The 18,880-nt window shown below is 65.7% G+C and carries 17 protein-coding genes; 12 read left to right on the forward strand and 5 right to left on the reverse strand.

The window, feature by feature from the left end; all coding sequences use genetic code 11:
• Positions 1-16: 16 nt before the first annotated feature.
• From ALVIN_RS03920 to ALVIN_RS03935, 4 genes are all read left to right on the forward strand, one after another.
• Positions 17-310, forward strand: coding sequence for a PilZ domain-containing protein (locus tag ALVIN_RS03920; RefSeq protein ID WP_012970013.1), 294 nt, complete (start codon positions 17-19; stop codon positions 308-310).
• A 50-nt stretch (positions 311-360) separates the two neighbouring features.
• Entirely contained in the window at positions 361-591 is a 231-nt protein-coding gene (locus tag ALVIN_RS03925) for a DUF2835 domain-containing protein (RefSeq protein ID WP_012970014.1), read from the forward strand.
• Positions 592-726: 135 nt separating this feature from the next.
• A complete protein-coding gene (locus ALVIN_RS03930; RefSeq protein ID WP_207144907.1) occupies positions 727-2,310 on the forward strand; it encodes an NAD+ synthase in 1,584 nt (527 codons plus the stop codon).
• 103 nt (positions 2,311-2,413) lie between these two features.
• Positions 2,414-2,752 (forward strand): P-II family nitrogen regulator, encoded by a 339-nt coding sequence (locus ALVIN_RS03935; protein ID WP_012970016.1) that lies wholly within the window; start codon positions 2,414-2,416, stop codon positions 2,750-2,752.
• A 3-nt stretch (positions 2,753-2,755) separates the two neighbouring features.
• On the opposite strand, the gene ALVIN_RS03940 is transcribed toward ALVIN_RS03935, so the two are convergent.
• Positions 2,756-3,583, reverse strand: a complete 828-nt coding sequence (locus ALVIN_RS03940; RefSeq protein ID WP_012970017.1) for an outer membrane protein assembly factor BamD — start codon at positions 3,581-3,583, stop codon at positions 2,756-2,758.
• A 112-nt stretch (positions 3,584-3,695) separates the two neighbouring features.
• On the opposite strand from ALVIN_RS03940, the gene rluD reads away from it, so the two are divergent.
• Genes rluD through ALVIN_RS03980 form a run of 8 tightly spaced genes read left to right on the forward strand, consistent with a single transcriptional unit; the run spans position 3,696 to position 12,349 of the window.
• Positions 3,696-4,676, forward strand: a complete 981-nt coding sequence (rluD, locus tag ALVIN_RS03945; RefSeq protein ID WP_012970018.1) for a 23S rRNA pseudouridine(1911/1915/1917) synthase RluD — start codon at positions 3,696-3,698, stop codon at positions 4,674-4,676.
• On the forward strand, positions 4,657-5,421 hold the full coding sequence (pgeF, locus tag ALVIN_RS03950; protein WP_012970019.1) for a peptidoglycan editing factor PgeF: 765 nt from the start codon (positions 4,657-4,659) through the stop codon (positions 5,419-5,421). The genes rluD and pgeF overlap by 20 nt, the downstream gene beginning before the upstream one ends.
• Before the next feature lie 5 nt (positions 5,422-5,426).
• A complete protein-coding gene (locus tag ALVIN_RS03955; RefSeq protein WP_012970020.1) occupies positions 5,427-5,960 on the forward strand; it encodes a glycine cleavage system protein R in 534 nt (177 codons plus the stop codon).
• A gap of 3 nt (positions 5,961-5,963) precedes the next feature.
• Complete coding sequence (def, locus tag ALVIN_RS03960) at positions 5,964-6,464, forward strand: peptide deformylase (protein WP_012970021.1); 501 nt, start codon at positions 5,964-5,966, stop codon at positions 6,462-6,464.
• A gap of 40 nt (positions 6,465-6,504) precedes the next feature.
• Positions 6,505-8,610 carry a carboxy terminal-processing peptidase gene (locus tag ALVIN_RS03965; protein ID WP_012970022.1) on the forward strand — a complete coding sequence of 702 codons (2,106 nt, stop codon included), beginning with the start codon at positions 6,505-6,507 and terminating at the stop codon, positions 8,608-8,610.
• A 17-nt stretch (positions 8,611-8,627) separates the two neighbouring features.
• Entirely contained in the window at positions 8,628-10,217 is a 1,590-nt protein-coding gene (gene gshA / locus ALVIN_RS03970) for a glutamate--cysteine ligase (protein WP_012970023.1), read from the forward strand.
• A 58-nt stretch (positions 10,218-10,275) separates the two neighbouring features.
• Positions 10,276-11,796 (forward strand): exopolyphosphatase, encoded by a 1,521-nt coding sequence (gene ppx / locus ALVIN_RS03975; RefSeq protein WP_012970024.1) that lies wholly within the window; start codon positions 10,276-10,278, stop codon positions 11,794-11,796.
• Positions 11,789-12,349 carry a protein disulfide oxidoreductase gene (locus ALVIN_RS03980; protein ID WP_012970025.1) on the forward strand — a complete coding sequence of 187 codons (561 nt, stop codon included), beginning with the start codon at positions 11,789-11,791 and terminating at the stop codon, positions 12,347-12,349. The genes ppx and ALVIN_RS03980 overlap by 8 nt, the downstream gene beginning before the upstream one ends.
• Before the next feature lie 44 nt (positions 12,350-12,393).
• Here ALVIN_RS03980 and lpdA read toward each other — a convergent pair whose 3' ends face one another.
• The 4 genes from lpdA to ALVIN_RS04000 all read right to left on the reverse strand — a co-directional run bounded on the left by lpdA (position 12,394) and on the right by ALVIN_RS04000 (position 18,870).
• Positions 12,394-14,118: a dihydrolipoyl dehydrogenase gene (lpdA, locus tag ALVIN_RS03985; RefSeq protein WP_012970026.1), complete on the reverse strand. Its 1,725-nt coding sequence runs from the start codon at positions 14,116-14,118 to the stop codon at positions 12,394-12,396.
• A gap of 66 nt (positions 14,119-14,184) precedes the next feature.
• Entirely contained in the window at positions 14,185-15,579 is a 1,395-nt protein-coding gene (aceF, locus tag ALVIN_RS03990) for a dihydrolipoyllysine-residue acetyltransferase (protein WP_012970027.1), read from the reverse strand.
• A 35-nt stretch (positions 15,580-15,614) separates the two neighbouring features.
• A complete protein-coding gene (aceE, locus tag ALVIN_RS03995; RefSeq protein ID WP_012970028.1) occupies positions 15,615-18,269 on the reverse strand; it encodes a pyruvate dehydrogenase (acetyl-transferring), homodimeric type in 2,655 nt (884 codons plus the stop codon).
• Between the two features lie 148 nt (positions 18,270-18,417).
• On the reverse strand, positions 18,418-18,870 hold the full coding sequence (locus tag ALVIN_RS04000) for a hydrogenase maturation protease (protein ID WP_012970029.1): 453 nt from the start codon (positions 18,868-18,870) through the stop codon (positions 18,418-18,420).
• Between the last annotated feature and the right edge of the window lie 10 nt (positions 18,871-18,880).

The following is an 18,880-nucleotide window of genomic DNA, read 5'->3' on the forward strand; positions in this document are numbered from 1 at the left end:
CAGGAGGATGCCATCCATGCTGACCAATGACGAACGCCGGGGATTCCGGCGTCTGGAGACCGAGACCGATGTCACCATCACCCGCCTCACGACGGGTGAGTCCATGACCGCCAGCCTGATCAACCTGAGTGCCTCGGGATGCGCCTTTCGCTCCGATCGGCCGATCGCGCCGGATGAAGACCTGGAGATCCTGGTCCTCAGTCCGAACCCGAAGATCGAGCCGTTGCGTCGGCGCGCGCGCGTGGCCCGCGTGACCCAGGATGATGAGGGGCGGCTGATCGCGGTCGAGTTCGTGCTCGATCAGGATTGAGGACTCGCGCGCGTTCGTGCCTGTCGTGTCCGCTTGCAACCAGTCCTGCCATGCGTCACTTCTATTTCAGCCTGAACATTTCGCGCACCGAGTATCTGCGTTATTACCAGGGTTCGGCGGCGCGCGTGGTCGTGCGCGCCCATGACGGGCGCACACTGTCCATTCCGGCGATCAACCTGCGTCAGTTCGTCACCCATGCCGGTATCCAGGGTCGGTTCCGCGCCACGATCGATCAGAACAATCGACTGGTCTCACTGGAGCACCAAGTGGGTATTGTATGAACTCAACCCGGATGGAGTAGGCGTCCCATCCATCGGTCGGTCACTCGGAGAGTCTGGCTAGATCCGGCTCCATTGATCAACCTCCATCGCATTACTGGAGCCGCGAACGTGTCCTGTCGCATCGAAATCCTGCAAATGAACCCCCTGGTCGGTGACGTGGCCGGCAATGCCGAGCGTCTGATCGCGGCGGCCCGGCGCGCGCACGCATCGGGCATCGATCTGCTGGTCTGCCCCGAACTGGCCCTGACCGGCTATCCGCCCGAGGATCTGCTGCTGCGACCCGAGTTCATCGCACGGGTCGAGACGGCGCTGGAGCGCCTCCAGTCGGAGATCCGGGGAATCACCCTGGTGTTCGGCTATCCGCGCGCCTCGGTCGGCGGACTGTTCAACGTCGCCGGCGTGATCCGCGACGGCACCCTGATCGCCGAGTACGCCAAACAGCATCTGCCCAACTACAGCGTCTTCGACGAAAAGCGTTACTTCCAGCCCGGAACGGGCGCGACTGTGTTCGAGCAGTGCGGGCTGCGTTTCGGTCTGAGCGTCTGCGAGGATATCTGGTGGGAGGAACCGACCCGCGAGGCCGCCGAGGCCGGCGCTCAGGTGCTGCTCAATCTCAACGCCTCGCCCTTCCACGGCGGCAAGATCGCCGAGCGTGAGGCGCTGGTGGCGCGGCGCGCGCGCGCCCATGGCCTGACCATCCTCTATGCCAATCTGGTCGGCGGTCAGGATGAACTGGTGTTCGATGGAGCCTCCTTCGTCGTCGATCCCGATGGCCGGATCACGCACCGCGCGGGCCTGTTCACCGAAACGACGCTCGCCCTCAAGCTCGATGCCGATGGGGTTCCAGTCAGGGCGGGCACCGAACCACTCACAGACTGGCCCGGCGAGGAGGAAACGATCTACGAGGCTCTGGTGCTGGGCGTGCGCGACTATGTGCGCAAGAACGGTTTCGAGGGTGCGGTGCTGGGACTCTCCGGCGGGATCGACTCGGCCCTGACCCTGGCCATCGCCGTGGACGCACTCGGCGCCGATCGGGTCGAGGCCGTGCTCATGCCCTCACGTTACACGGCTGACATGAGCAACGAGGATGCGCTCGAACAGGCCCGACGGCTGGGTGTTTCGACCCGCGTCATCCCGATCGAGCCGGCCTTCCACGCCTTTCTCGACATGCTCGAACCCGTCTTCGCCGGTCAGCCGGTGGACGTCACCGAGGAGAACATCCAGGCGCGCTGTCGCGGCATCATCCTCATGGCCATCAGCAACAAATCCGGGCGCATCCTGCTGACCACGGGCAACAAGAGCGAGATGGCCGTCGGCTATGCCACGCTCTATGGTGACATGGCCGGCGGTTTCGCGCCGATCAAGGACGTGCCCAAGATGCTGGTCTACCGGCTGGCGCGCTATCGCAACGGCCGCTCGCCCGTGATCCCGGAGCGGGTGATCGAGCGCGCACCCTCGGCCGAGCTGCGCCCCGATCAGACCGATCAGGACAGTCTGCCGCCCTATGATCTGCTCGATGCCATCCTCAAGCGCTATATCGAGGACGACGAGAGTGTGGAGGACATCGTGGCTCAAGGCTATCCGGCCGATGTCGTCCGGCGCGTGGCGCGGCTGGTCGATCGCAACGAATACAAGCGCCGTCAGGCGCCGCCCGGCGTGCGCATCTCACGCCGGGCCTTCGGGCGTGACCGGCGCTATCCGATCACCAGCGGTTTTTAGGGGGCGGCGGCGTCGCATGTCCCCCGGCGCTGTTCATCCCTCCAAGGTCCACTTATACTGATCCGTGATTGATTCAGCGGATACGGCTTAACGGGAGAGCTGCATGAAAAAGGTCGAAGCGATCATCAAACCCTTCAAGCTGGACGACGTGCGCGAGGCGCTGTCGGCGGCCGGCATCACGGGCATGACGGCGATCGAGGTCAAGGGCTTCGGCCGTCAAAAGGGCCACACCGAACTCTATCGGGGCGCGGAGTACGTGGTCGACTTTCTGCCCAAGGTCAAGATCGAGCTGGTGCTGGCCGACGATCAGGTCGAGGAGTGCATCAATGCCATCACCACAGCCGCGCGCACCGGCAAGATCGGTGATGGCAAGATCTTCGTCTCGGATGTGACGCGCGTGGTGCGCATCCGCACCGGCGAGGAGAACGAGGCGGCGATCTGAGCCTCAGTTCTCGTCGAGCTGGAGATAGTCCCAGAGCCGGCGCGCCAGATCCACCTTTTCGGGTCGGACCTCGTCGGCGATGAAGCGCCCTTCCTGGCGGTTGAGGTCGAGCACCCGCTTGGCGTCGGCCGCCAGATCGTCCTTGCCGAGTGCGCGATAGGCGTCGATCAGCACTTCGAGCGCATCGTCCACGGCGCTGGTGCGCTGATAGTGCTGGATGACGTGGTTGGCGCGATTGGCCGCGGCCAGATAGGCGCCGCGCTTCATGTAGTAGCGCGCGACATGGACCTCGTTCATGGCCAGATTGCTGCGCAGATAGACCATGCGCTGGCGCGCGTCCTCGGCGTACTTGCTGTTCGGGAAGCGCTCGACCAGGATCGCGAAATCCTTGAAGGCGTCGAGCGCCGAGCCCGGATCGCGCTGCGAGGCGTCGGTCGGGATGAAGCGGTCGAGGAAGCCGATGCTGCGGTTGTAGTTGACGATGCCCTTCAGATAGTAGGCATAGTCGACATAGGGGTTCTGAGGATAGAGTTTGATGAAACGGTCGGCGGCGGCGAGCGCGTCCTCGGGTTCCTCGGCCCGATAATGGGCGTAGGCGACATCCAGCTGCGCCTGCATGGCATAGCGCCCGAAGGGATAGCGAGCCTCGAGCTTCTGATAGAGTTCGATGGCGTGCTCGTAGGAACCGGCGTCGAGTTCGGTCGCGGCCTCGGAATAGAGCTTGGAGGCGCTCCAACCCTCGGTTTCATCGATCTCTTTGCCGAAGATCCCGCATCCGGTGAGCGTCACGGCGAGCAGGAGCGCGGTCAATCGTGTTAACGTTCGTGACATGTCGCATGAGTATCTGTTTCGAATCGCTCCCAGTATACCCGAAGCCCCGTCTTGGCGAAGGTCTGACCGTGCGTCTTCGATACGCGCACGGGCCTGTCTGGATGTCCGCTGAATGAAGTCTCTGTCTACCGAAATCATCCGGCGCTCGCTCAGAGTCGAACCGGATCTCGCCGGTGGCCGGCTCGACCGCGTGCTGGCCCAGCTGCTGCCGGAGTTCTCGCGCGGGCGTCTTCAGCAATGGATCGAGGCCGGGCAGGTGCTGGTCGACGATCGGCCATGCCGCGTGCGCGACAAGGTCTGGGGCGGCGAGTCGATCCGCATCGAGGCCGAATTGGCCGTGGTCGACGAACACCGGCCGCAGGCAATTGCGCTGGATCTGGTCTACGAGGACGAGCACCTGCTGGTGATCGACAAGCCCGCCGGGCTGGTCGTGCATCCGGCCGCCGGTAATCCGGACGGCACGCTCCTGAATGCGCTGCTGCACCATGCGCCCGAGCTGGCGACCCTGCCGCGTGCCGGGATCGTGCATCGGCTCGACAAGGACACCACGGGCCTGATGGTGGTCGCGCGCACGCTCCAGGCGCACTGCGCGCTGGTCGAGCAGCTCCAGCGGCGGATCGTTCATCGCGAATATCGGGCGCTGGTGCTGGGCACGCTGGTCGCGGGCGGGCGGGTCGAGGCGCCCATCGGCCGTCATCCGACCCAGCGCGTCAAGATGGCCGTGGTCGGCAACGGGCGCGAGGCCATCACGCACTATCGCGTGCTGGAATCCTATCCGGGGCATACGCTGCTGGCCGTCGAGCTGGAGACCGGACGCACCCATCAGATTCGCGTGCACATGACGCACATCCATCATCCGCTGGTCGGCGACACGACCTATGGTGGTCGTCCACGGCCGCCGCGCGGCTGTCGTCCCGAGTTGGCTGCCGCGCTCCAGAGCTTTCCGCGTCAGGCGTTGCACGCCATCCGTCTGGGCCTCATCCATCCGGCAACCGGCGCCGAGATGCACTGGGAGGTGCCGATGGCATCCGATCTCGAGGCCCTGTTGGATCTGTTTCGCCGGGAGGTGGCCGATGGAGCTGATCGAGCCTGACTGGCCGGCACCCGCGTCCGTTCGCGCCTGTGCGACCACCCGTCTCGGCGGCGTCAGCCAGGGGCCGTTCGCCAGTCTCAACCTCGGCGACCACGTCGGCGACGACCCGGAGCATGTCGCCCGCAATCGCGAGATCCTGTGTTCGCATCTGGGGCTGCCCGCCGAACCGCTGTGGCTGCGACAGGTCCATGGTTGCGAAGTGGTGCGGGCCGAATGCCCGGCGGCGCCCATTCCTGAAGCCGATGCGGCGATCGCGACCACGCCCGGAGCCGTGTGTGCGGTCATGACGGCCGACTGTCTGCCGTTATTGCTCTGTGACGACCAGGGGACGCGCGTCTCGGCGGTCCATGCCGGCTGGCGCGGGCTGGCCGGCGGGGTGCTGGAGAGCGCGGTGGCGGCCATGGCGGTCGCGCCCGAACGGCTGCTGGTCTGGATGGGGCCGGCGATCGGACCCGATGCCTTCGAGGTCGGTTCCGAGGTGCGCGCGGCCTTCGTCGCCGAGCATCCCGAGACCGCCGCCGCCTTTCGCCCCAGCCCGAATACGGCTCAGGGCGAGCGCTGGCTGGCCGATCTCTTCGAACTCGCCCGGCTCCGACTCGCGCGACTCGGTGTCGAGCGGGTCTATGGGGGAGGGGACTGCACCCACTCCCAGCCGGGACGTTTCTTTTCCTACCGGCGCGACGGCACCACGGGCCGTCTGGCCAGCCTGATCTGGCTCGCGCCGAACGACAGCCATGGGAGCTGAAGACCGTGACGGACACTCTGTCTGACTGGAACCTCTTGACCCTGGTCGGTGCCGACCGGCCGGGAATCGTCTCGCGCGTCACGCGCGTCCTGTATGAATGTGGCTGCAATCTGGGCGAAGCCTCGATGATCCGGCTCGGCGGCAACTTCACCATCATGCTGATGGTCAGCGACGCACGCCCGGAGACTGAGATCCTGGACGCTCTGGCGCCTGTGGCCGAAGAACTCGGTCTGCGTATCCATCTCGATCCGTTGAGCGGCGGGCTGCACCAGCACCTGATGCCCAACGTCCAGGTCCGGGTGACGGGCGCCGACCGCGCCGGGATCGTCGCCGATGTGACCGAGATCCTGGCCGAACAGGGCTTCAACATCCTGGAGCTGGAGTCGGACGTGGCCGGCGAGCGCGAGCGTCCGGTCTACATCATGAACATCCAGGGCTACAGCGATCGCACCATCGAGGCGCTGGCTGACGCGCTGGTGCCGATGGCCGCGCGCGGCGTGTCGGTGGACGTCTCCCCGGTCGATGTGCTGATCGGTTGAGTCATGGCGATCCTCGATATCCTCAAACTGCCCGATCAGCGTCTCAAGCAGGTCTCGGAACCCGTCGACTCCTTCGACCAGTCCCTGCGCGACTTCATCGCCGATCTGGAAGAGACCCGCCTGGCCGGCCCCGGTGCCGTCGGCATCGCCGCGCCCCAGGTCGCCCACTTTCGGCGCATCGTCATCCTCGACCTCTCATCGCGGCCCAAGACGCCCAATCACGGCCATCTGGTCCTCATCAATCCAGAGATCACGCACTGGGAAGGCTTCGCCATGGGCCGCGAGGGCTGTCTCTCGGTCCCGGACTACACGGGCAACGTGATCCGCGCCACCCAGATCCGGCTCAAGGCCCAGGATGCCGACGGCGTCGAGCACCAGTACGAGATGGAAGGATTCGAAGCGCGCGCGGTCCAACACGAACTCGATCATCTCGACGGCCTGCTGTTCGTCGACCGTGTGGTCAGCCGCCGAACCGATCTCTATCGGCGCAAGGTCTACAAATAGCGTCCTCGAACCGGCGATTCCCCAACAGAGTACAACGCCAATGAAACAGCGCCTCTTCCGGTTTCCACTCCTGCTCGTCGCCCTGCTGATCGTGGCGACGACGACCCTGGCGGCGCCGTCTTCGGTCCCGCTGTCGGACCTCTTCCCGACCCCGACCCAGACCAAGTCCGCCATCGTCATCAACAAGGTGCTGGAGCGTTATCACTACCGCAAGGTCGCGCTCGACCGCGACTTCGCCGCCTCGGTGCTGGAACGCTATCTCAAGGCGCTCGATCCGAATCGGACCTTTTTCCTGGCGCGCGACGTGGAGCGGTTCCGGAACGGAGCGCGCCAGCTCGACGAAAGCCTGCGCCGGGGTGAGTTGGATATCGCCTTCGACATCTTCCGCGTCTACCGGATGCGCGTCGATGAGCGCGTCGCCCATGCGCTCAAGCTGCTCGACGGTCGTTTCACGCTCGACACCGCCGAGACCTTCACCTTCGAGTCCGATGAGACGCCCTGGGCGCGCGATGCCGCCGAACTCGACGAGCGCTGGCGCAAGCGCGTCAAGCACGATTACCTCTCGCTGCGTCTGGCCGACAAGTCAGACGCGGAAATCCGTGACCGGCTGCGCAAGCGCTACGAGGGGCTGGCACGGCGCATCCATCAGTTCAAGGGCGATGACGTCTTCCAGGCGTTCATGAACGCCTATACCGAGACCATCGAGCCGCATACCAGCTATATGTCGCCGAGCACCTCGGAGAATTTCGACATCAGCATGAAGCTGTCGCTGGAAGGCATCGGCGCGGTGCTGCGCTCGGACAACGAATACACGCTCGTGCAGAGCACGGTCCCCGGCGGTCCGGCGCGCGAGTCCGGTCAGGTTCATGCCGGCGACCAGATCCTCGGTGTGGCCCAGGGACTCGACGGCCCGATGGAGGATGTCGTCGGCTGGCGCCTGGAGGACGTGGTCGACAAGATCCGTGGTCCCAAGGGGTCGGTGGTGCGCTTGCAGATTCAGCCCAAGGCCACGGGTTCGTCCAAGCCGGTGCGCGAGGTCGCTCTGGTGCGCAACGAGATCAAGCTCGAGGATCAGGCGGCCAAGAGCTATGTCGTCGATGATCTCGGCAACGCCCCTGGACTCAAGGTCGGCGTGATCGAGATTCCGGCCTTCTATCGCGACTTCGAGGCCGAGGGCAGCGGCACGGCCGATTTCCGCAGCACCACGCGCGACGTGCGCCGACTCATCAATGATCTGGTGATGCGCGGCATCGACGGGCTGCTGATCGACCTGCGTTCCAACGGCGGTGGTTCGCTCGCCGAGGCCACCTCGCTGACCGGGCTGTTCATCGATACCGGCCCCGTGGTCCAGGTCAAGGACGCCTTCGGCAAGGTCGAGGTCGAGGCCGACCGTGATCCGGGAGTCGCTTATAACGGTCCACTGGCGGTGCTGGTCGACCGCGAGAGCGCCTCGGCCTCCGAGATCTTCGCCGCCGCCATCCAGGACTACGGTCGCGGGCTGATCATCGGCGAGCCGACCTTCGGCAAGGGCACGGTGCAGACGCTCATCGATCTCAACCGCTATGTACCGGGCGAAAAGAGCGACCTGGGGCGCCTGCGTCTGACCATGGCCGAGTTCTTCCGCATCAGCGGCGGCAGCACCCAGTTGCGCGGCGTGGAGCCGGACATCCGCTTCCCGAGCGCCGACTACATCAGCGAACATGGCGAGCGTTCGCTCGACAACGCCCTGCCCTGGACCCAGATCGATCCGGCCGGCTTCAGGAAGGTCGGCGAGCTGCGTTTCGACGCGCTGGCGCGCCGCTCTGCCGAGCGCGTGGCCCGGGACGAGGGTTTCAGGATGCTCACCGAACGCAGTCGTCTGGTACGCGAGGTCGAGGAGCAGAAGCAGGTCTCGCTGCGTGAGTCCGAACGGCGCGCCGAGGACGAGCGGCGCAACCAGCGCTTCAAGGCCGATCAGGAGCGATTCCTGCGCGCGCGCGGCCTCACGCCGGTCGACGAGGAAGCCGATCAGGTCGACGAGGAAGCGCTGGAGAAGCAACGCGAGGTCATCGCGCGTATCGAGGCCGAGGAGGCCGCGCGCATCCTGGCCGACGGCATCCTGATGCAGCGGACCGACAACGGGCCGCGCGCGGTGATGAGGAATTGAGCTTGAGCGAGACTGCGATGGATCTGGAGCCGGTGCTCGACCGGCTCCATCGGGCCGGCGCGAGCGCGGCACTGCGCGACAACCGGATCGGCTTGGAAAAAGAGAGTCTGCGCGTCGCGCCGGACGGATGCCTGGCACAAACACCGCATCCGCCGGCGCTCGGCTCGGCGCTCACTCACCCGCACATCACGACCGACTTCTCCGAGGCCCTGATCGAGCTGGTCACGCCGGCGCTGACCGACCCGCGCGCGGTGCTCGACTTTTTGAGCGACATCCATGTCGTCGTCAACCGCCATCTGGGCGACGAACGGCTCTGGGCGACCAGCATGCCCTGTGTCATCGAGGGCGGCTCCGCCATCCCGCTCGCCCGCTACGGCACCTCCAATGCCGCGACCATGAAGACGGTCTATCGGCGTGGACTCGGCAACCGCTATGGACGGGTGATGCAGGTCATCGCCGGGGTGCATTTCAACTTCTCCTTCGCTGACGCCTTCTGGACGCTGTATCAGGCCGAGCGCGACGACCGGGCCGAGCCGGGGTTCTTCCGCTCCGAGGCCCAGATGGGCATGATCCGCAACCTGCAACGGATCGGTTGGCTGGTTCCCTATCTGTTCGGCGCCTCGCCGGCGGTTTGCGGCAGCTTCGTTCAGGGACAGGAAACCGACCTGGAGCGTTTCGACCCGCACACGCTCTACTATCCCTATGCCACGTCCCTGCGCATGGGCGACATCGGCTATCAGAACAAGCAGGAAGAGGGGACGGGCATGAAGGCCTGCTATGACAGCCTCGATGCCTATGTGCGCAGTCTGACCTGGGCCATCGAGACGCCCTGTCCGCAGTACGAGACCATCGGGGTCAAGGTCGGCGATCGCTACGAGCAGCTCAACGCCAATGTGCTCCAGATCGAGAACGAGTACTACAGCACGGTGCGGCCCAAACAGATCACCGAGTGGCTGGAGAAACCGACCCACGCCCTGCGCCGGCGCGGCGTCCGCTATATCGAGCTGCGCTCACTCGACGTCAATCTGTTCGAACCGCTCGGCGTCGGTCTGGAGCAGTTGGAGTTTCTGGAGACCCTGATGCTCTATTGCCTGCTCCAGGACAGTCCCCGGATCGCGACACGTGAGCGGCGTAACATCGACGAAAATCAGGTACTGGTCGCCCATCGCGGGCGCGAACCTGGGTTGCGTTTGGCGCGCGATCGCGAGGCCGTCGAGTTGCGCGTCTGGGCGCACGAGATCCTCGACGGCATGATCGGGATCGCCGAATTGCTCGATGGCGGTTCGGATGGGCCGCATGTGGCGAGCCTGAGACGCCAGCGCGAGAAGATCGATCATCCGGACCTGACCCCATCGGCGCGGATGCTCGCCGAAATGCGAGACCGGGGCGAGGGCTTCTTCGCCCTGGCCTGGCGCTGGTCGGAGACACATCGGCAGGCATTCCAGGCGACCGAACTCGCCCCTGAACAGCTCGCACTCTTCGAGCGGCTGGCCGCCGAGTCGATCGCGCGTCAGCAGGCGATCGAGGCAGCGGACCAGGTGGATTTCGACACCTTCCTGAACGACTATTTCGCCGCTCGTGTTCCAGCTCAGCCGCCGATGCACTGAACGTCCGCTGACGCCCTTTGCTATCATTCGCGCCCTGTCCATCCGCCGGATTTAGCCCATGCCCGAAGACGTCGTACAGGCTGCCGATACAGCCTCGACACGCACCGTCGCGGCCGTCGATCTCGGTTCCAACAGTTTTCACATGGTCGTCGCCCGCATCGACGACGGTCATGTCCAGATCACCGACCGTCTCAAGGAGATGGTGCGACTCGGTGAGGGGCTGACCGAGGATCACAGCATCACGCCAGAGGTCGCCGAGCGCGCACTCGCCTGTCTGGAACGTTTCGGGCAGCGTCTGCGCGGCTTTGCGCCCGAGGACGTGCGCGCCGTCGGCACCAACACGCTGCGCCAGCTCGATCCGGGCGCCGATTTCATTCAGCGCGCCGAGTCTGCGCTCGGACACAGTATCGACGTCATCGCCGGGCGCGAGGAGGCGCGTCTGATCTATCTGGGCGTGGCCTATGGGCTGGCCTCCGGGGGCGAACGGCGGCTGGTGGTCGACATCGGCGGCGGCAGTACCGAGATGATCGTCGGGCGCGCCTTCTCGCCGCGTCTGCGCGAGAGCCTGCACATGGGCTGTGTGAGCATGACGCGCCGTCACTTCGCCGATGGACGGATCACGGCCAAGGCCATGCAGCGCGCCGAGCTGACGGGCGCCCTGGAGGTCCGTCCGGTGCGCGAACTCTTCCGCCGCACCTGCTGGGAGCGGGCGGTCGGGAGTTCCGGGACCATCCGCGCCATCGCCACCGTGGTCCAGGCCGAGGGCTGGTGCGAGGACGGCATCTCGGCCGAATCGCTGATGCGACTGCGCGAAGCCTTGATCGACGCCGGCAAGGTCTCGGCGCTCGATCTCAAGGGCCTGAGCGAGGAGCGCCGGCCGGTGTTCGCCGGTGGTGTGGCCGTGTTGCGCTCGGTGTTCGACTCGCTCGGTATCGCGCACATGCAGGTCTCGGACTATGCCCTGCGCGAGGGCGTGCTCTACGAGATGATGGGCCGCCATCAGCAGGGCGACGTGCGTGATCGGACCGTCGCCACGCTCTGCCGGCAGTTCCATGTCGATCAGGAGCATGGCCGGCGTGTCGAGGCCACGGCCCTGAGTCTCTATCGTCAATTGGTCAAGCCCTGGTCGCTCGACGATCTCGACTATCCGCGTATGCTCGCCTGGGCCGCGCGCGTGCATGAGATCGGCGTCATGGTCGCCCACAGCCAATATCAGAAGCATGGCGCCTATCTGTTGCGCAACGCCGATCTGCCCGGCTTCACGCGCCAGGAGCAGACCATGCTCGCGGCGCTGGTGTTCGGACATCGGCGCAAGTTCCCGGTGCAGGAATTCGCCGCGCTGCCCCAGACCGTCCAGCTCGCGGTGCGGCGGCTGTGCGTCATCCTGCGTCTGGCGGTGCTGCTGCATCGTGGCCGCTCGGTCGACAGCAAGCCGAATCCGATCCTTCAGGTCGAGGGCGAGAACCTGACGCTGAGTTTTCCGGACGACTGGCTCGCCGGCCATCCGCTGACCCAGTTGGAGCTGGAGCAGGAGGCCGAGCGGTTGGCGGCAACCGGGATGGTGTTGCGCTTTGGCTGACGACAGTGAGCCGACTCCCGATTCAGCGTGCGCTCCCCCGGCGCCGACGGCTCGGCAACGCTGGCGTCGACGTCTGGGCGGCTGGCTGGTCAACCTCGTCCTGATCGCGGCGATCGTCGTCGGTGTTCAGTGGTGGAAGGGACGGACCCTGGTCACGGGCGAGGCTCCGCCGCTGGTTGGCCGCACGGTGGATGGCACATCGATCGATCTCGCCGACTGGCGCGGGCGGCCGGTGCTGGTGCATTTCTGGGCGACCTGGTGTCCGGTGTGCCGGATCACCGACGGCACCATCGACGCCATCGCCGACGATCACGCCGTCGTCACGGTTGCGCTGCAATCGGGGACGGAGGATGAGATCCGCGCCTACATGCACGAGGCCGGGCAGGATTTCCGGGTCGTCTCGGACCCTGATGGTCGTTTGGCTCGGACCTGGGGCGTGGCGGGTGTGCCGACCAGCTTTGTGATCGATGGCGATGGACGTATTCGCTCGTCGATCGTTGGGGTCGGAACTGGACTGGGGTTACGGCTGCGTCTCTGGCTGGCGGGGCGGTAGTTTCCCCCCTCTCCCGCGAGGGGAGAGGGGCGTTCGGTCGCCTCTCAGCGCTTCTTCGGCGGCATCAGGTCCGTGATGGAGCCATGCGCCATCTCGGCGGCGAGTCCGATGGTCTCGCACAGGGTCGGATGCGGGTGGATGGTCAGACCGATGTCTTCCATGTCGGCGCCCATCTCCAGCGCCAGCACCGCCTCGCCGATCAGCTCACCGGCGTTGGGGCCGACGATGCCGGCGCCTAGGATGCGCTTGGTCTCGGGATCGAACAGCAGCTTGGTCATACCCTCGTCGCGATGGATGCCGAGCGCGCGTCCGCTCGCCGCCCAGGGGAAGACGCCCTTCTCGTAGGGGATGCCGTCGGCCTTGGCCTGGGTCTCGGTCAGGCCCATCCAGGCGACCTCGGGATCGGTGTAGGCGACCGAAGGGATGGTCAGCGGGTCGAACAGCGACGGCTGTCCGGCGATGACCTCGGCGGCGACCTTGGCCTCGTGCGTGGCCTTGTGCGCGAGCATCGGGCCGCCGACCACGTCACCGATGGCGAAGATGTGCGGGACATTGGTGCGCTGGTGCTGGTCGACCTTGATGAAACCGTGCTGGTCGACCGTCACGCCCGCCGCCTCGGCGTCGATGAGCTTGCCGTTTGGCAGGCGACCGACCGCGACCAGCACCTTGTCGTAGAGTTCGGTGCCCGGATGCTTGCCCTCGAACACGACCTTGATGCCCTCGGGTCCGGCGCTCATGCTGGCGACCTTGGTTTCGAGCCAGATGTTCTCGTAGCGCTTCTTGATGATCTTCTCGACCGCCTTGACCAGATCCGGGTCGCAGCCGGGCATGAGCTGATTCTTCAGCTCGACCACGTCGATACGCGAACCGAGGGCGCTGTAGACGCTCGCCATCTCCAGACCGATGATGCCGCCGCCGACGATCAGCAGCCGATCCGGCACGTCGGCCAGGGCCAGGGCGTCGGTCGAGTCCATGACGCGCGAATCCTCGTGCGGGAAGCCGGGGATCTTCATCGGCGAGGAACCGCAGGCGATGATGGCCTGATCGAAGCGCACCCGTACACGCCCTTCCTTGGTCTCGACGCCGATCCGGTTGGGCGACTCGAAGCGCCCGGCGCCCTGGACGACCTGGACGTTGCGCTGCTTGGCGAGCGCCGTCAGCCCGCCGGTGAGCTTGGCGACCACCTTGTCCTTGCCGGCACGCATCTTGGCCAGGTCGACCTCCGGCTCGCCGTAGGTCACGCCCATGACGCCGAGCGTCTTGACCTCTTCCATGATGGCGGCCGTGTGCAGCAGTGCCTTCGACGGGATGCAGCCGACGTTGAGACAGACGCCGCCGAGCGTCGGATAGCGCTCGATCAGGACGACCTTCTTGCCCAGATCGGCGGCGCGGAAGGCGGCCGTGTATCCGCCGGGGCCGGCGCCGAGCACCACGACCTCGGTCACGATCTCCTGGACGGCTGTGGTCTCGGCGGCCAGTTCGGCGTCGTCATCGGACGCCCTGTCGTCGCTCTCGTCAACCGACGCGGAGGCGACGTCGAGCGTCAGGATCGGATCGCCCTGCGAGATCAGATCGCCGATCTTGACGTTCACGGCCTTCACGACTCCGGCCCGGGGCGATGGAATCTCCATGCTGGCCTTGTCGCTCTCGACTGTTACCAGTGACGTCTCCGGCTCGATCCGATCACCGGGGACGACCAGGATCTCGACGATCTGCACGTCCTTGAAATCTCCGATGTCCGGAACCTTGACCTCGATGATGGTGCTCATGGTGGGGCTTCTCTCACGGGCGCCACAGGCGCTGACAATCGTTATGGGATAAGACCCGCCATCCTATCAGATCAGCAAGCGTCGGATGTCACCGAGCAGTTCGCGCAGCAGGCTGGTGAAGCGTGCCCCGTCGGCGCCGTCGACCACGCGATGGTCGTAGGACAGCGACAGCGGCAGCATCCGGCGCGGCACGAACTCGCGCCCGTTCCACACCGGCTTCATCTCGGCACGCGAGACGCCGAGGATGGCGACCTCGGGCGCGTTGACGATGGGGGTGAAGGCGGTTCCGCCGACGCCGCCGAGACTGGAGATCGAGAAGCAGCCGCCCTGCATGTCGCCCGGCAGCAGCTTGCCGTCGCGCGCCTTGGCGCTGAGATCCGCCAGTTCGGTGGCGAGCTGGTGCAGACCCTTCCGGTCGACATCGCGCACCACCGGGACGACCAGACCGTTCGGCGTGTCGACCGCGACGCCGATATGGGTGTAGTGCTTGTGGACCAGGCTCTCGCCATCCGGCGTCAGGGACGCCTTGAGCACGGGCATCCGGGCCAGTGCCGTTGCCACGGCCTTGAGCAGGAAGGGCAGGAGGGTCAGCTTGACGCCCGCCTTGGCCGAGTCATCCTTCTGGGTCTGGCGGAAGGCTTCCAGATCGGTGATATCGGCTTCGTCGAACTGGGTGACATGCGGAATACCGATCCAGCAGCGGTGCAGATGCCGACCGCTGAGCTTGCGGATGCGCGGCAGTTCCCGGATCTCGGTCGGGCCGAAGCGGCTGAAATCGACCTCGGGCGTGCTCGGGAGCTGGAAGACGCCCGCCGTGCCCGGCTCGATCGCCGCACTGCCGCCCTGGGCCAGGGTCTGCTTGACATAGCCCTGGACGTCGTCCTTGACGATGCGACCCTTGGGGCCGGAGCCTTTCACCCGCGCCAGATCCACGCCCAGCTCACGCGCAAAGCGGCGCACGGCAGGACTCGCATGAGCCTTGCGGCCGCGGGCGATGGCGGTCATGTCCTCGGGGCGCGGGCGCACCGGAGCCTGACGGCGCTCGGTCTCGCCGGGGGCGCGGCGCGGTGGTTCCGATTCGGCCGCCGGTTCGGATCGCGACTCGGGTTCGGGGGTAGCCCCGGTCATGTTCGTAGGTGCGGCTTCAGCCGCACTCTCCGCCGATGCGGCTGAAGCCACACCTACGACCGGACTCGTCTCGTTCCGGGTTTGGTTCGACCCAGAGGTCTCGACCCGCATCAGCCGATCACCCTGACTGACGCGATCGCCGGTCTTGACCAGAACCTCCTGAACCAGCCCGCCAAGGGGGGCCGGAACCTCGATGGTCGCCTTGTCGCTTTCGAGGGTCAGAATGGATTGTTCGGCTTCGATCCGGTCGCCGGGAGCGACCAGGATCTCGATGATCTCGACACCGGAAAAATCGCCGATGTCGGGCAAGAGGATTTCTTCGAGGCTTGACACGCGCAATACTCCTTAAAACCTGTTGACCAGTCGGCTCAGACGTTCACGGGGTTGGGCTTGTCCGGATCGATGCGGTATTTGGCGATGGCGTCCGTCACCATCGATACTGGCACCGTGCCCTCGTCGGCGAGCGCCTTGAGTGCGGCGAGCGCGACCTGATGACGGTCGACCTCGAAGAACTTTCTGAGCTGACGGCGCATGTCGCTGCGCCCGAAGCCGTCGGTGCCGAGCGTCACATAGCGGCGCGGCACATAGGGCCGGATCTGATCGGCCTGGAGCCGCATGTAGTCGGTCGCGGCGACGATGGGACCGTGCGTGTCGCCGAGCTGGGATTCGACCCAGGTGACGCGCGCGGTCCGGTCGGGATGGAGCCGGTTCCAGCGCTCGATCTCGATGCCCTCGCGGCGCAGTTCGTTGAAGCTGGTGACGCTCCAGACGGTCGAACCGATGCCGAAATCCTGCTCCAGCAACTCGGCCGCCGCCAGCACCTCGCGCAGGATGCTGCCCGAGCCGAGCAACTGGACCCGAGGCTCGCCGTCGGTGCCGTGCCGGACCGGATGCATCCCCTTGAGGATGCCCTCCGCACAGCCCTCGGGCATCGGCGGCTGGACGTAGTTCTCGTTCATCGCGGTGATGTAGTAGAAGACGTTCTCCTTGTCCTCATACATCCGCCGCAGACCGTCCTGGACGATCACCGCCAGCTCATAGGCATAGGCCGGGTCGTAGGCCACACAGTTCGGAATGGTCGAGGCCAGCAGCAGACTGTGGCCGTCCTGATGCTGCAAGCCTTCGCCCGCCAGCGTGGTGCGCCCGGCCGTGCCGCCGATCAGGAAGCCGCGCGCACGCATGTCGCCCGCCGCCCAGGCCAGATCGCCGATGCGCTGGAAGCCGAACATCGAGTAATAGATATAGAAGGGGATCATGCTCTGGCCATGATTGGCGTAAGCCGTGGCCGCCGCGATCCAGGACGACATGGCTCCGGCCTCGTTGATGCCCTCTTGCAGGATCTGGCCCTTCTTGTCCTCGCGGTAGTACATCACCTGATCGGAATCGACCGGCTCATAGAGCTGGCCCTGCGAGGCATAGATCCCGAGCTGACGGAACATGCCCTCCATCCCGAAGGTGCGCGCCTCGTCCGGGACGATGGGCACCACGTACTGGCCGATCTGCTTGTCGCGCACCAGGAGCGTGAGCAGACGCACGAAGGCCATGGTGGTCGACATCTCCTTGTCGCCGCTACCCTCCAGCAACGACTTGAAGACATCGAGCGCCGGTACCTGAAGCGCCGGGGCCTCGTCGCGCCGCGCCGGCAGGAAACCGCCGAGCCGTTCGCGCCGTGCGTGCAGATACTGACTCTCGGCGCTGTCCGGCGCCGGCTTGTAGAAGGGCGTGGCGTCGATCTGATCGTCCGAGATCGGGATGTTGAAGCGGTCGCGGAAGGCCCGCAGCGCCGTCTCGCCCATCTTCTTCTGCGAGTGGGTGATGTTCATGCCCTCGCCGGCCACACCCATGCCATAGCCCTTGACCGTCTTGGCCAGGATTACGGTCGGCTTGCCGGTGCAGTTCATGGCGGCGGCATAGGCATTGAAGACCTTGATCGGATCATGGCCGCCGCGATTGAGCCGCCAGATGTCCTCGTCCGACATGTTGGCGACCATCGCCTTGAGTTCATCGTACTTGCCGAAGAAGTGCTCGCGGGTGTAGGCGCCGCCCTTGGCCTTGTACGCCTGATAGTCGCCGTCGAGACATTCCTCCATGCGCTTGAGCATCAGGCCGAGCTTGTCGCGCGCGAACAGCGGATCCCAGTAACGCCCCCAGACCACCTTGATGACGTTCCAGCCCGCGCCCCGGAACACGGCTTCCAGCTCCTGGATGATCTTGCCGTTGCCGCGCACCGGCCCGTCGAGCCGTTGCAGGTTACAGTTGACCACGAAGACGAGGTTGTCGAGCCGCTCACGCGCCGCCAGCGAGATCGCGCCCAGGGATTCCGGCTCGTCCATCTCGCCGTCGCCGAGGAAGGCCCAGACCTTGCGCCCGCTGGTATTCACCAGTCCGCAATCGCGCAGATAGTGCATGAAGCGCGCCTGGTAGATGGCCATCAGCGGTCCGAGTCCCATCGAGACCGTGGGGAACTGCCAGAAACCGGGCATCAGCCAGGGATGCGGATAGGACGACAGGCCATGGCCATCGACCTCCTGGCGGAAATGATGGAGCTGTTCCTCGCTGATCCGGCCTTCGAGAAAGGCGCGGGCATAGATACCGGGCGCGCTGTGACCCTGGAAGAACACCAGATCCCCGCCATGATCCTTGGTACGCGCGTGCAGGAAGTGGTTGTAGGCGACATCGATCAGGGTCGCCGAGGAGGCGAAGCTGGAGATGTGTCCGCCCAGCTCGGTCGAGAGCCGATTGGCCTGGACCACCATCGCCATGGCATTCCAGCGCACCAGCGAGCGGATGCGCCGCTCCAGCGCCAGATCGCCCGGAAAGGGCTGCTCGGCCTGGACCGGGATGGTGTTCAGATAGGCGGTGTTGGCGCTGTAGGGCAGATAGGCGCCCGAGCGCCGGGCCTTGTCGATCAGGCGTTCGAGCAGGAAATGAGCGCGCTCGACGCCCTCGTTCTCCAGTACGGCCTCGAGCGAGTCGAGCCATTCCTGAGTCTCTTGCGGATCGATATCGGGCTTATGGGTCATGTCGCTTCCAGGGAGACGTTAGAGACGATGTCGGTTGGACAAGGTCGCGAGTATACCTGGATCGACAATTTATTAAATACTCAGGATTCGATTGCGCAATGCACGAGTGGCATGACCGGCATCCACGGCCCACCGAATCGGCCGCGACTCAGCCCGTTGGACGCAGTAGCCTCAGAACCGCCTCGCACACCTCGGGGATGACTCGGGCGACTTCCGGACTCAGTCCGGGCGACCAGTCGATCGCCGCCGGCTGGATGCCCAGGATGAGGATCTCGGGTGGCAGGAGGCCCAGCGCCTCGCCCAGCGTCAGCGCTTCGGCCAGACCGGCCGCATGCAGATTGCCGCGAAGCTGGGGGTCGAGTCCGCGCACGGACTCCGGGGTCAGACAGCGCCAGACGCCGGGCGGCTCGCCCATGTCGGCGGCATCCAGGATGATGACCCGGTCGTGCCCCTGGAGTCTGAGGACGAGATCAAGACCAGGGGTGCCACCGTCCAGCAGGGTCACGTCGGGCGGCAGGTTTGGCAGGGCTTCGAGGACAGCGGCCCCGATGCCGTCGTCGCCGCGCAACGGATTGCCCAGCGCCAGGATGAGGGTTGTCATGTGAGGGGTC

The organism is Allochromatium vinosum DSM 180 (assembly GCF_000025485.1).
Lineage (GTDB): Bacteria > Pseudomonadota > Gammaproteobacteria > Chromatiales > Chromatiaceae > Thermochromatium > Thermochromatium vinosum.

Excerpts from the sequence above, each read along its gene's own strand:
- ALVIN_RS03920 (WP_012970013.1), top strand. The coding sequence starts at position 17 with ATGCTGACCAATGACGAACGCCGGGGATTCCGGCGTCTGGAGACCGAG.
- ALVIN_RS03925 (WP_012970014.1), top strand. The coding sequence starts at position 361 with ATGCGTCACTTCTATTTCAGCCTGAACATTTCGCGCACCGAGTATCTG.
- ALVIN_RS03930 (WP_207144907.1), top strand. The coding sequence starts at position 727 with ATGAACCCCCTGGTCGGTGACGTGGCCGGCAATGCCGAGCGTCTGATC.
- ALVIN_RS03935 (WP_012970016.1), top strand. The coding sequence starts at position 2,414 with ATGAAAAAGGTCGAAGCGATCATCAAACCCTTCAAGCTGGACGACGTG.
- ALVIN_RS03940 (WP_012970017.1), bottom strand. The coding sequence starts at position 3,583 with ATGTCACGAACGTTAACACGATTGACCGCGCTCCTGCTCGCCGTGACG.
- rluD (WP_012970018.1), top strand. The coding sequence starts at position 3,696 with ATGAAGTCTCTGTCTACCGAAATCATCCGGCGCTCGCTCAGAGTCGAA.
- pgeF (WP_012970019.1), top strand. The coding sequence starts at position 4,657 with ATGGAGCTGATCGAGCCTGACTGGCCGGCACCCGCGTCCGTTCGCGCC.
- def (WP_012970021.1), top strand. The coding sequence starts at position 5,964 with ATGGCGATCCTCGATATCCTCAAACTGCCCGATCAGCGTCTCAAGCAG.
- ALVIN_RS03965 (WP_012970022.1), top strand. The coding sequence starts at position 6,505 with ATGAAACAGCGCCTCTTCCGGTTTCCACTCCTGCTCGTCGCCCTGCTG.
- gshA (WP_012970023.1), top strand. The coding sequence starts at position 8,628 with ATGGATCTGGAGCCGGTGCTCGACCGGCTCCATCGGGCCGGCGCGAGC.
- ppx (WP_012970024.1), top strand. The coding sequence starts at position 10,276 with ATGCCCGAAGACGTCGTACAGGCTGCCGATACAGCCTCGACACGCACC.
- lpdA (WP_012970026.1), bottom strand. The coding sequence starts at position 14,118 with ATGAGCACCATCATCGAGGTCAAGGTTCCGGACATCGGAGATTTCAAG.
- aceE (WP_012970028.1), bottom strand. The coding sequence starts at position 18,269 with ATGACCCATAAGCCCGATATCGATCCGCAAGAGACTCAGGAATGGCTC.
- ALVIN_RS04000 (WP_012970029.1), bottom strand. The coding sequence starts at position 18,870 with ATGACAACCCTCATCCTGGCGCTGGGCAATCCGTTGCGCGGCGACGAC.